The following is an 11664-nucleotide window of genomic DNA, read 5'->3' on the forward strand; positions in this document are numbered from 1 at the left end:
AGGCCCGCCCGTGCGTCGGATCGATCAGAGCACTTTGGACGCACTGGATGGGTCCCGGCCTGCTGACACTTTGACGGTGTGGGCTTGGCGGGGCAATGAGTTGGTGGTTCCGGAGCCCTTGTTGATCAAGTCCTGGTCAGCGGGTGATGAGGCTGGCGAGAACGTGAAGATCGCCCAGCGGGTGTCTTTCGTGTTCGCTGACCCTGACGGGACGCTGAGCGCTTGGCGGTTCGATGACCCGTTGGGTGTAGGTGGTACACGGTTGCAGGTCATCTACAAAGTTGGCGGCGCCGGGGCTGTGAACTACGCGTGGTTCCGGGTGACCGGCAACACGCCGACTGAGTACCGAGAATCTCGTGTCATTGACGAGTTCGGCTACGAAGAGCCTGACGGGTCCTTGCCGATCCATAAGCGGCGGATCTGGATCACGACAGCGGCGGTTGCTGTGACTGCCGTGGACATCACTGAGTTCGTGGATCAGGACAAGCTCGAAGCTCCTGAGTCCCCCGGTGCGGGGGCGACGGTCATTTCTGAGTGGCGGCGCCTCACCGGCGAGTACTTCCCCACTGTCGTTGATGCTGGGGTGACGGACCGGGCCGTGAACCGGACCCTCGTGTATGAGAAGGAACGCCTGGACGGCGGGCAAGACTTGCTGGCCAGGATCTCTGCGAGGTTCCGGATGGGCGGCGACGGCGAAGCGCACATCTACCCGAGGCAGGGCCCTTTGGTGTGGCGGTGCGAGCCGGGCAAAAGCCTTGTGAACGTCTCCCATTCGATGGGCAGCGGCGGTCTGTACAACCGCTGGGTTGTTGAGGGCAAAGAGTCGGCGGGCAACCCGATCACTGCCGCGGTGCAGCTCACCACTGGGCCGCTCCGCTACGGCGGGCCTTACGGCAAGGCCCAGTACTTCTACAAGTCCGAGATGATCACCACTGAAACGGACGCGATCAACTACGCCGTCACGTTGCGGGAAGAGTTCCTCGGCAACCTGTCCATCGAGCTGGATGTGGAGATCGCGCCCCGGCCGGAGCTGCAGGCCGGCGACCGGATCGAGGTTGGTTGCCCGGTGAAGGGCGGCCATGTCGCGTACCTTCCCGGTGAGATCACCAGCATCCAACGCGGCGGCGACCCCCTCCCAAGGGGCACGGCGTTGAAGGTCCGTTGCTCCTACACCGACGTCGTCGCTGCGCTGTCCCGGACCGAGTGGGCAAAGCACCTGACCGGTTCCATGCCTGACCTCACCTGGGATCTGATCCCAGGCACGTGGGGTCAACTACCTGATCGTCCTTGGGACGGTCTCTAACAACTGAACACTTTGGGGGTAACGCGATGGTGGCTTTGACCGGCACGATGGGCGAGATCCCCCCGGGTGGGACGTCACGTGAGTTCGGCACCGCGTACTTCGACGGCGCCGAGTGGTGGGCGGTCATCCGTGGCAAACCGATCATGGCCCGCTGGCTGGACCCGATCCAGCCGTTACAGGGCGGGAAGATCGTCGTGGATTTCACCACGGACGGTAAGGGCCTGTCCTCGGCGTTGGTGATTGGCGGGTACACGGACCAGCCCCGACCCTCTACGGGAATCGCCCAGGAAGTCATCCCGGCAGGGCTGGCGACGACCATCGTGTTTATCGGCTCGGACGGGGTCACGTACACCACCGATCGTTTCATCGGTTCGTACTCACCCGGCGACCCGATCTACCTGACGTGGGACGCTGCCACGCCAACGATCATCGGGAAGATCCAGTCGCAGGCCACCCCACCACCAGCGCCGCCACCACCTCCCCCGCCCGCCGTCGTGACCGGCACGGAAACGCTGCTGGTCACGGCTTCAGACACGTGGGGTGTTGGCGGATGGGGCCGGTGGGCGAAGTCCCAGAACGGCGGCGAGTACGTGTACTCCGGGTTCTGGGCCGGGCAAACACTCACCGGCTCATGGTTCTACGGCGCGCCCCGGCCAGCGTTGCAGGGCAAAACAATTACCGCCATCAAGTTCTGGATACCAGCCCGCGAGCCAGTTGGCAGCAACAACGCAGCGGCGACGATCCATATCTGCGCGCACACCTCCAGCGCCCGGCCCGGCGGTGACGTCGCCCGCGTAGTCGGCCCGTTCGACGTCGTCGTAGACCCTGGCTTCCAAGGCGGATACGTGAACCTCCCTCTGACCTTCGGCCCGACCCTCGCCGCCGGCGGCGGGATCAGCATCGCCGGTGACCCATACATCGGGTTCCTGTCCCGGCTCAAAGACCCCCAAGTGGGCAAACTCATCATGGATTGGAGCGCCTAAGGTGCAGACCCTCGACAACGGCATTGAAGTGCCCACCAACTCGGATGAGTACAACCTCACCGACGATTACGCGGACGCGTTCAAGCAGGTGCCTGGCGCGACCCTCGTTACGTCGCAGGCGCAGCGGGACGGCCTCGACAAGTGGGACGGCCGCAGCGTTCAACGGCTCGACCTTGAAGGCCAGCCGGTTGATATTTGGGACGCCAGCGACGGGGTGTGGCTGCCGAAAGCACCACTCACTCTGACGTTCACGAGCACGTACCGGCAGGTTGGCACGTACTTCGGTGAGGCTGTGAAGGCTGCCGGGGTGTCCCGGTCCGGGCGGCGGGTGAGTTTGCAGGGCGGTTTGGCGAACAACGTCCCCGTGAATTACGACATGCTCGATCCCGGCAACTCGGCCACGGAGTACACATTGGCCGAGTTTGACGTGGCCTACGCCCCGAAGGGTTCGTCCGAGCTGTTCACCCTGCTGGTCAACGCCTACACCTGCAACGTCCGTGTCACACCGGCCGGGAAGATCAAGATCAGTTTCCTCGTCGCCGTGCCGTCTAAGCCGGTCGGAACGATGATCTTCAACCTCGGCGGCCTCTCTTGGAACTCGTAGAGGCCGGAATGACAGGAGGGGCGGGCGTGTGGACGCTGCGACCATCACGGCCCTTGGGGGGCTGCTCATCGCTTTCGGTGGCGGGGCGTGGAAGCTCATCGACCGGGCGGACAAGAAGCGTGAACGCCGGGAGGTGGCCGTGGAGGATCTCCTGAAAGCCCGGGTCGCTTCCCTCGAAGGACAGTTGCAGAAGCAGGCTGACGACTTCGACAAGGAACGGCGCCGGAACAAGCGCTACAACTCACGGATCAAGGCGGCTGCCGGTAGGTGGCGGGAACAGCTCCTTGTGAATGACATCCAACCCGACCCCGCCGACTGGCCGGAGGATGACCATGACGACACTGAATGATCCGGAGCTCGAAGCCGCGCAGGCGGAGGCGGCGAAGTCCCGACGGGCCGCGAAGCGAACCATGCTTATCCTCGCTGGCCTGTCGCTGGTGCTGCTGGCTGTGGTGGTATTTGCTGTTTGGCTGGCGTCGGATAATCACCGCTTGGCTGTGGTGAATGCGCAGTATGGTGCCGGGCAGGAGCAGGAGAAGAAGGACCTGGCTCAGGCGGCCACGGACAATCTTTGCCAGTCCGCTGATCAGACGGCGGCCGCATCGGAGACGTGCCGGAATCTGGAGAAAGCCGCGACGGAACCGAGCCAGGGCCCGCAAGGGGTTCAGGGGTTGCAGGGCATTCCCGGGCCGAAGGGTGACCAAGGGTTACCGGGTCCGCAGGGCGTGCAAGGCGTGCAGGGTACCGCTGGACCCAAGGGTGACACTGGCGCGGCTGGTGCGTCCGGAGCTGCGGGGGCCCATGGTGTGGATGGCCTGAACGGCGCGGACTCCACCGTGCCTGGCCCGCCCGGACCAGAGGGCGAACCTGGCCCGATGGGTCCTATCGGTCCTGCTGGGCCTGCTGGAGCGACCGGCGCTAGTGGGGCGAACGGCACCAACGGCGTGGACGGCAAAGACGGCACCTCGCCGTCGTCGTTCACCTTCACTGACACTCTCGGCACGACGTACACGTGCACACCAAACCCGCCCGGCTCCAGCACCTACACATGCGCTGCAGCAGGGCCTGCACCGGCCGGAGGCACGTCATGACAAAACAACTGATCACACCCAACCCGAACATCCCGTGCAAGCCGGGTTGGTGCCTCCAGTACGTGCGTGAAACCTTCGGCATCAAGCCGGGCGTTTATCCGTCCGCCACTGCAGGGTGGGTGAACGCCCAGTACAAGCACCAGGACCAGAACTTCCCGAACGCCTGGGTGCCGCTCTGGTTCTTCATGAAGGACGAACCGCTGGGGCATGTGGTTCTTCGCGCTCCGGACGGTTCCATCTTCTCAACCTCGGACCCGTCCACAGTCCCCCACCATCACCCGAACCTCGCCGATCTGATGGCGTACTACGCGTACTGGGGCCTGCCGCTCACTTACCTTGGCTGGTCCGAGGACATCGAGCGGGTCCGCGTGGTGGAAGTCAGCGATTCCATCGAGTACGCCGGCGAAGTCACCCCGGCCCCCTCTTATACGGACGATGAGCGTGTGCTTGTCGACCTTGGCATCCCTCTCCCGTAAAGGAAAAAATCATGGGCAAGCTCCCGGAAATGAACAACCAGCAACGTCTCACGTTTGTGCCGCAAGCGCTCGTGGAGGGCGGGCCGTCCATGAAGGATGGGCTCTCCATTGAGCAGCAGATCGAGAAAGCGCCGGTGGACGCTCTCTGGAACGCGCAGATCGATTGGGGCAAGTACAAGACCAGCGCTTACGGGCAGCTCGCTTTCAACGCGCAGGCCCTCGCCCGGATCGAGGCGAACCAGCGGGCGGACCGCGCCATCTTGCAGCAGATCCTGGCGGCCACAGCGTCGGGCGCCACGGTGGTCATCGATTATGACCGGATCGAGAAGGCCATCGCGGACAACATGCCCACCTTCGAAATCACGCCGATCACCAAGGAGGGCTGAGTCGTGGAGAACACTGAGCTTCTGATCACTGCCGTGACGGCGGCCTTGGCGATCTTCTCCCCGTTGGCGATTGCGTGGGCGAAGCGTGAGTCTTGGTCGCGGCTGGTCAGGGTGGCTGTGCCGATCCTTGTGAGTGTGTTGCTGGCCGCGGTGTACATCGTGCTGCGTGGCCGCCTGGTGCTGGTCAGCATCGAGGACTATCTGAACGCGTTCCTCGTCTTCTACGGATTGCAGCAGCTCGCGTACACGACCATGCTTCGCTGGTGGGCCAGCATCCTCGAGAAGGTCGGGAACCAGCCCGCCGCTGAGGATGACGACGAACCGGCCCACCGCGCCTAACAACTGAACAGGAGGCCCCTGTGGCCGTAGAAACCACGCCGCTGGGTTTCAAGAAACCGGACGGCAATGACCCTGTCCGGAATGGTGAGAACCATATCGCGACGAATGCCCAACGGTCACAGGACCTCCACGCCGCAGCTCTGGACAGGCTCGGAAAAGCAGAGGCGGCTATCAACGCCGGCGCGGGCGGGCCGGGCCTGTCCGAAGACCCGCTCCACCCGGGCCTGTATTACTTCGCTGGCCCGGCCTTCACCGCCGACCCGGACCATCCCGGCCTTTACCTGATTGGAGAGTGACCGAATGGTCAACAGGATTGTATCCGTGGGGGATGACCTAACCCTCCCGGACGACGTCAAGGTCGCTGACGGGAACCTCCCCGCACGCCTCGCGGACACGGCACTGAATGCCACTTATGTCGGACTCAAGCAGGCTGCCAAGAACCCCGACCTGCTGATCGTCGGCGCCATCACTGTAGACGGCTCGGACCAGGTCACGAGCGCAGCCGTGCAGTGGCCTGACGGAACGCCGGGAACCCTGACCATCACAGCGAGGCACGCAACCGGCGCCGTGAACGCCTACAACATCACGTACGGCTCTCCTGCAACTAAGACCTTCACGCAGCCGGCCATCACGCGGAACGCGAACGGCGCCGCGACCAACGTCCCCCAGATTGTGGTGAGCTAACTATGGGCATCCTTGACGTACCACCCACCTCACGCGCCGAGTTGAAGGCAACCTTTGCACCGCGAAACGGTCTCCCTGACCTAGCGGGAAAGGTCATCGGTTCACGCATGCTGGACCGCTGGGTTTCGGACGCTTTCACCCCACCGCCCGCAGCCGACACTCCGGTCATCACGTTCGATGCCACCGGATATGGCACGCTCGTAGCTCCAAAGCGTGTGGGCGATGTAGCTGCCGGTGCGCTGGACATGGACGGTGATACGCATTTTCGGTACTTCGGATTCCCTAATGCCATCGCAACGCCCGCAGACCCCACGCAGTTCGTGCAGACGGAACTCAAGCCAGGCGGCGCATCACAGGCAGCATCATGGCCTTTCTCTGTCGAGTTCGAAACCACCTCGGATGTCATTCAGCTAAAGTCCCGCGCAGGCTTCGCCAATCCTGACCAAGGGATCATCCTCGTCAATGGGCGATGGGTGGCCGAGACCCGCACTCCCTCAACTACTGCATCTGGATCATGGACGCGAATGCGCCTGACGTTCCCCTCGACAGGGTATCGGCGCATCCAGTTCATCGCTTTCAACCCGCCAAACGGCGCTTTCGGAGGCGTGCAGGTAACTACGGGGCACAGCGTCATCCGGCCCACGAACGCCATCAAGCGACGCATCGCAATCATCGGCGACTCGTTCACCAACGGGTCTGGCGTCTCTCCGGGCGGCGCCACATACTCCGAGACATATGCACTGCGACTGGCCTACCTGATGGGCGCTGATCAGGTGATCCTTGCAGGCATCGGAGGGACTGGCTGGGTGGCCCAGGCGGCAGGCGAAACCGTTTCACATTTCGGAGCGCGAGTCTCAGCGGTCATGGCAATGAACCCTGACGTGATCATCTTCATGGGCTCCCGCAACGACCCGACCGCCACCGGCGTTCAGGCGGCCGTAGAGTCCGCATTGGATGCCTGCGCAACTGTGCCGGAGGTTTATGTCACTGGGACCATGACAAAGACTGGCTTCACGGCGCAGAACGCAGCCATCAAAGCGGGAACAGAAGCCAAGGGACGCAAGTTCGTGGACCTCGCCGGGATCATCTACGGCAACGGAAAAGCTGGCGCCCTCACGAACGATGGGAACGCTGACTTCTTCATCGGAACAGATGGCGTCCACCCAACCCACGAGGGCCACAAGTACATCGCCCGGCGATTGTTCCAAGCCATCGCCGGAGCCTACGGGCAGTCCTAGACGGCGGAAACGCCAAGCTCTTTCAGGCGGGCCGTAAACTTCTCAGCCAGGAGTTTATGGCCCGCCTCGTTCGGGTGGATCTTGTCTGTGTAGATCAACGGCGCAGTGTTCATTCCGGCGAACCACCCTTCGGCCATGGGATCGATGGCCAACGCGCCGATGCGCTTGGCTTCCTCAGCGTAGAAGTTCGTGAATGAGCGGAACACGCCTTTGCCCTCGATGTAGTAAGGGACGATGAGAACGATGGTGGCGTCCGGCCACTTTGCCTTCACGGCATCAAGGTAGGACGTGACAGCAGGCTTCACTACAGTGTTGAAATCAGCGACACCATCATTGCGTCCGCCGTCGATCACTACGAGCTTTGGAGTGGCGCTAGTCTTCTGCAAGCGGTCAGCCATCGGAACGTTGGTTGCGACGTTCTTCTTGCCATCATTGACGAAGCCGGTCCCGCCCTGAGCGTCGATAATTGGCATGTAGCCCAGGCTTCTGGACGTTGCCGAGGGGTACGCCTGCGCAGCTTCACGAACGCCAGTGCCTTCGGTGTAGCTGTCACCTACCCAGAGAGCCATGGGAATGGGCGGGATTTCAGTGTTTGGTGGCGGAGTGAAAACGGCAGTGGACTTGGCCGACTCCGTCTTGGCAACTGCCAAGCCGACTATCCCAACAGATGCCAGAGCAAGAATGGCTACCAGGATGATGGCGAGAGTCTGCTTCTTCTTCCGAGCCACGGCGTGGGTCCCCCAAATTCGTGATACGAGTCAGGGCCAATGATACTGGCTCCTACACACTCCCCAGTATCGCGCAAGTCATCAAGACGCCCATTCGGTTGAAGGGCAACATAAGACCGGTTACGTGCCGTGGCATCGCTAGAATTCTTCTATGACGATATCGAAGCCCGAAGCGTGTCCAGAATGTGGACTAGAAACGATTAGCGCGAATCCATCGAGATGGGGACCAACGTCGCACATTGCTGGCCTTCGCGAGCGAACCAACTACTTTAGTTGCGCGGCAAATGGATGTTCGTGGGTGGGCCCAAAGTTTGACGAGCTCGACAACGGTGAAGAAATCCTGGCCATCTGAACAGCCTGTAACACCCCCGTTCTCCCCTCTGGAGAGCGGGGGTGTTTTGCGTCCCCTTATCAGTAATCTGCGCGCTCCCTGTCGTAGTGGTCTTTCGAGACGACGAGAATTGTCGCACCTGCCTCTGCCGAGGTATCAGCAAGGGGTCGAAAGCGCATTGGTGACATGGCATGGAGTCTGGCGACGATGGCTGAGCTCTCCCGTGCAATCGCGTCAAGACTGACCTTTTGCCCACAGTTAACGAACGTCCGCTCGTCTGCCAGATACACGCGCAGGGGGTAGCTGTGCGCATTGGATAACCTCCCGGCAGCAAAACGATCCATGGTTCCGGCCTGCCCGAAGGCCATATCCATTGGGAAAAACGTCGGCTTCGGAATGTCACCTCGGCTGCTCTTGAGCGCAGTCTCGTCTATGTACTCGTCGAAATGCTCAAGCGAGTTTCGGACTCGTGCGTGGGAGATTTCGGTTGTTTCAACCCCGTCAAATACCGATCTAAGCCATTTGACTCGCTCCTGCTGGATTGCGTATTGCCCTGCGCTTTGGTTGCGTTTGCCTCGCTGCTTGAGAAAGGCGGCGATGCGAGCCGCGTTGTTGAGAATCTGGTAGATACGCATGTGGAGCTCGCGGTCAACTAGAAAGTAGCTATCCGCGGCGTTCGGAGGAGCTTTTACATCTTCGAAGATCGCCTCACAGTGGTGGGCAGTGTCTCGCGCCAGCCAGTAGATCTCACTCAGGTAGACCCCCGCCCACACCGAATGGCGGATACGCTCCCAATGAACATCCGTGTTTTTCATCGGGACACTCGAATTGACATCGCGTGGCAGCCCTCGGGGACCATGGCCCGGGCGTCCGCCAGTGCGGTCTCGTAGTCTTTGCCGACGGCGCTGACGGTGCCTAGTTCGCCTTCGGCGTTTTGGATGGTGATCGTGACTTCCACTGGACCATCCTATTGGGCTTGGGATCATGGATTGCATGACTGGATATGACGCGAAGAAGTTTGAGGCAGCGGCTCTGGCTGGGGATTGGAGGGCGGCTGTGGCGGTCCTCTCCCGGTCTACCGGGCGCCCGGAGGTGTTGGCGGCTCTGATGAAGCCGGACGCTCATCTGGAGGTGGTGCTCGGTGTGCTGGGCCGGCAGAGCGTCACTCCGGAACATCTGGCGTGGGCGGCGACGTTCGATAACGCGCAGGTCCTTGGCCGGGTGCTGTCCAACCCGAAGACGCCCGTGTCGTTGGTCAGGGAGATCCGGGACCGGGTCGCGGACCGTGAGGAGGATATCTGGGTGCACCTGCGCGAGTACGCCGACAGGATCCTTGCCCGGGTCGCACGGGAGTCAGGGCTCCATGGCGGCTAGGGAGGTTTCAGGGAGTTTTTCCCGGGAATAAGCCGAAGAAATACGCGTAAACAAGCCGAAGCAGAAAGAAGCGCGGAGGCCCGGATAACCGCACCAAAAAGGGGCCAACTCCCGCGAAATCACGGGAAACCTGACCCCTTAGAATGGATGGGTTGACCGATACGCCGGGTTCTGTCATCCCCTTCCGTTACCGGAAAGGGAGAGGCGGCCATCCATCTACGAACGCCGTTGCCGACGCCCTCCAGCAGCCTACCCGGACACTCGGGCGAGCAGCCCTCGAACGTGTCCTGTCTGGCCTTGCTCCGGGTGGGGTTTACCTAGCCTCCCCGGTCACCCAGGGAGCTGGTGGTCTCTTACACCACCGTTTCACCCTTACCTGCTGCCCCGGTGCAATACCGGGACGCAGGCGGTCTGTTCTCTGTGGCACTGGCCTGCGGGTTACCCCGAGTGGGCGTTACCCACCACCCTGCTCTGTGGAGCCCGGACGTTCCTCGAGCCACTTTCGTGACGCGCGGCCGCCTGGTCAACCCATCCGCCGTACAGTCTACCGGCGTCCAGGACGGCCCAAGTCACCGGTAATATCGACTGGTGCTGATTCTCCTGCCGCCCTCAGAAGGCAAAACCCCCGCCCTCAAAGGACCTGCCATCGAATGGGAGTCGCTGAGCTTCCCGGAACTGAACCCGTACCGGGCCAAGGTCCTTGAAGCTCTGGGGACAGTGAGCGCGCACGAGGACGCCCTGGCGTTACTGGGCGTCGGCGCCTCGCTGCGGGACGACGTCGAACGTAATACCCGGCTGCACGCCGAACCGGCGGCTCCCGCGCACCAGGTCTACTCAGGGGTCCTGTACGACGCCCTCGGCTTCAAGAGCATGACGCCGGCCCAGCGCCGCAAGGCGACGGAGTCCATCCTGGTTGTTTCCGCTTTGTGGGGAGCTATTGGCTTTGGTGACCACGTGCCCGCCTACCGTCTGTCGATGGGAACGGCACTGCCCGACGTCGGACGCCTCGCCTCCTATTGGAAGCCGCAACTGAACGCCGCCCTCGCCCAGCGGGTCGACGGCGAACTGCTGGTGGACTGCCGCTCCAGCACCTACGCCGCAGCGTGGGCTCCCCCGGTCGCACAGACGGTGAACGTCAATGTGTTCAACGAGGCGAACGGCAAGCGCACCGTGGTGAGCCACTTCGCCAAGCACACCAGGGGTGAGTTGGCACGGCATCTGCTGACCAGGCGCGGCAAGGCTCCGGAAACTCCGGATCAGCTCCTGAAGGCCGCCAGCGAAATCCGGACCGCCGAAGTGGTTGAGGGCACCGCCCGGAAGCCACACGCCCTGAACATCATTCTGTCCAACTAAGGCCGTGCCCGGGTCAGGTCAGTTCCACTCCGCTGAACGGACCAGGATGACGCCGGAGTCCGGGCAGAAAACGATGTCGTCCTCCGCTGCGGCTTTGACCTCGGCAAGGTCACCTGGGCTGAGCATCATCCCCGAGCCTTCGGACTTTCCGTGGAACAGCCGGGCAGCACCGACTCCACGCTTGGCGATGGTCTTCTCGTACACCGCGAGCATCCCCGGGTCCAGCGCCTCGGCGAACACAGCCCGTTGCCCGCGAACCACTGTCTCCTCGGCCGCGATCTCCGCGATCGCTTCGTCCAGTTCAGAGCGGATGCTGCCGAACGAACCCTGGATGTCGTCAACAATGGCTTGCTGGGCAGCCTGGCGTTCACGCAGGGTGTCCAGGCGCTCCAGGATCTCAAGCTCAACGTCTTCGAGGTCCGAACGGCGCTTGTTCAGCGAGGCGATGTCGTTCTGCAGCGCCACCAGGTCCTTGGACAACCCGGTTCCGCTGTTCAGCCGGGTTTCATCGCGCTCGATGCGGGACGCAACCTGTTCGACGTCGGCTTCCGCGCGGCGCAGTTCGGCTTCGGCGTCATGGACAGCGATTTTGGCCGCCCCGAGTTCACCGTTGGCCACACTGAGGGCGTCCGTCAGGTCAGTGATGCGGGGATCGTTTTCCAGCACCTTCCGGCGGCCGGCCAACGACTTGAGCTTGGCATCCAGCCCCTGCAGTTCAAGCAATTTCAATTGTTCTGCCGGTGCTGCTTTCGCCACGCTTACCTCCGCTTGTCG

Annotated in this window: 17 protein-coding genes and 1 other RNA gene; 13 read left to right on the plus strand and 5 right to left on the minus strand. The window is 62.4% G+C overall.

Features of this window, described 5'->3' with window-relative positions; translation table 11 throughout:
- Positions 1-10: 10 nt before the first annotated feature.
- Genes PYR64_RS10120 through PYR64_RS10170 form a run of 11 tightly spaced genes read left to right on the plus strand, consistent with a single transcriptional unit; the run spans position 11 to position 7104 of the window.
- A complete protein-coding gene (locus tag PYR64_RS10120) occupies positions 11-1303 on the plus strand; it encodes a hypothetical protein (protein WP_275779720.1) in 1293 nt (430 codons plus the stop codon).
- 26 nt (positions 1304-1329) lie between these two features.
- Positions 1330-2286, plus strand: a complete 957-nt coding sequence (locus PYR64_RS10125; RefSeq protein ID WP_275779722.1) for a hypothetical protein — start codon at positions 1330-1332, stop codon at positions 2284-2286.
- Between the two features lies 1 nt (position 2287).
- On the plus strand, positions 2288-2890 hold the full coding sequence (locus PYR64_RS10130; RefSeq protein ID WP_275779724.1) for a hypothetical protein: 603 nt from the start codon (positions 2288-2290) through the stop codon (positions 2888-2890).
- 28 nt (positions 2891-2918) lie between these two features.
- The gene (locus PYR64_RS10135; RefSeq protein WP_275779725.1) at positions 2919-3239 is read left to right on the plus strand and encodes a hypothetical protein; all 321 of its coding nucleotides are present in this window, start codon (positions 2919-2921) and stop codon (positions 3237-3239) included.
- Positions 3223-3981: a hypothetical protein gene (locus tag PYR64_RS10140; RefSeq protein WP_275779727.1), complete on the plus strand. Its 759-nt coding sequence runs from the start codon at positions 3223-3225 to the stop codon at positions 3979-3981. Before PYR64_RS10135 ends, PYR64_RS10140 begins: the two co-directional genes overlap by 17 nt.
- Positions 3978-4457 (plus strand): hypothetical protein, encoded by a 480-nt coding sequence (locus tag PYR64_RS10145; RefSeq protein WP_275779729.1) that lies wholly within the window; start codon positions 3978-3980, stop codon positions 4455-4457. Before PYR64_RS10140 ends, PYR64_RS10145 begins: the two co-directional genes overlap by 4 nt.
- Before the next feature lie 11 nt (positions 4458-4468).
- Positions 4469-4843, plus strand: coding sequence for a hypothetical protein (locus PYR64_RS10150; RefSeq protein WP_275779731.1), 375 nt, complete (start codon positions 4469-4471; stop codon positions 4841-4843).
- A gap of 3 nt (positions 4844-4846) precedes the next feature.
- The gene (locus tag PYR64_RS10155; protein ID WP_275779733.1) at positions 4847-5182 is read left to right on the plus strand and encodes a hypothetical protein; all 336 of its coding nucleotides are present in this window, start codon (positions 4847-4849) and stop codon (positions 5180-5182) included.
- Positions 5183-5202: 20 nt separating this feature from the next.
- A complete protein-coding gene (locus tag PYR64_RS10160) occupies positions 5203-5478 on the plus strand; it encodes a hypothetical protein (protein ID WP_275779735.1) in 276 nt (91 codons plus the stop codon).
- A gap of 25 nt (positions 5479-5503) precedes the next feature.
- The gene (locus tag PYR64_RS10165) at positions 5504-5866 is read left to right on the plus strand and encodes a hypothetical protein (protein ID WP_275779737.1); all 363 of its coding nucleotides are present in this window, start codon (positions 5504-5506) and stop codon (positions 5864-5866) included.
- A gap of 2 nt (positions 5867-5868) precedes the next feature.
- Entirely contained in the window at positions 5869-7104 is a 1236-nt protein-coding gene (locus PYR64_RS10170) for a GDSL-type esterase/lipase family protein (RefSeq protein ID WP_275779739.1), read from the plus strand.
- Here the strand turns inward: PYR64_RS10170 and PYR64_RS10175 are convergent.
- The 3 genes from PYR64_RS10175 to PYR64_RS10185 all read right to left on the minus strand — a co-directional run bounded on the left by PYR64_RS10175 (position 7101) and on the right by PYR64_RS10185 (position 9121).
- Positions 7101-7832, minus strand: a complete 732-nt coding sequence (locus PYR64_RS10175; RefSeq protein WP_275779741.1) for an SGNH/GDSL hydrolase family protein — start codon at positions 7830-7832, stop codon at positions 7101-7103. The genes PYR64_RS10170 and PYR64_RS10175 overlap by 4 nt on opposite strands.
- Before the next feature lie 411 nt (positions 7833-8243).
- On the minus strand, positions 8244-8978 hold the full coding sequence (locus PYR64_RS10180) for a hypothetical protein (RefSeq protein WP_275779743.1): 735 nt from the start codon (positions 8976-8978) through the stop codon (positions 8244-8246).
- Positions 8975-9121: a hypothetical protein gene (locus tag PYR64_RS10185; RefSeq protein WP_275779745.1), complete on the minus strand. Its 147-nt coding sequence runs from the start codon at positions 9119-9121 to the stop codon at positions 8975-8977. Before PYR64_RS10185 ends, PYR64_RS10180 begins: the two co-directional genes overlap by 4 nt.
- 35 nt (positions 9122-9156) lie before the next feature.
- On the opposite strand from PYR64_RS10185, the gene PYR64_RS10190 reads away from it, so the two are divergent.
- The gene (locus PYR64_RS10190) at positions 9157-9537 is read left to right on the plus strand and encodes a hypothetical protein (RefSeq protein ID WP_275779746.1); all 381 of its coding nucleotides are present in this window, start codon (positions 9157-9159) and stop codon (positions 9535-9537) included.
- Between the two features lie 144 nt (positions 9538-9681).
- On the opposite strand, the gene rnpB is transcribed toward PYR64_RS10190, so the two are convergent.
- Positions 9682-10068, minus strand: an RNA gene (gene rnpB, locus PYR64_RS10195) — RNase P RNA component class A.
- Positions 10069-10125: 57 nt separating this feature from the next.
- On the opposite strand from rnpB, the gene PYR64_RS10200 reads away from it, so the two are divergent.
- Positions 10126-10890, plus strand: coding sequence for a peroxide stress protein YaaA (locus PYR64_RS10200; protein ID WP_275779748.1), 765 nt, complete (start codon positions 10126-10128; stop codon positions 10888-10890).
- 18 nt (positions 10891-10908) lie between these two features.
- Here PYR64_RS10200 and PYR64_RS10205 read toward each other — a convergent pair whose 3' ends face one another.
- Positions 10909-11646: a C4-type zinc ribbon domain-containing protein gene (locus PYR64_RS10205; RefSeq protein WP_018777859.1), complete on the minus strand. Its 738-nt coding sequence runs from the start codon at positions 11644-11646 to the stop codon at positions 10909-10911.
- Positions 11647-11664 lie beyond the last annotated feature (18 nt).

The sequence above is a fragment of the Paenarthrobacter sp. Y-19 genome, from assembly GCF_029223985.1.
In the GTDB taxonomy this organism is placed as follows: domain Bacteria; phylum Actinomycetota; class Actinomycetes; order Actinomycetales; family Micrococcaceae; genus Arthrobacter; species Arthrobacter nicotinovorans.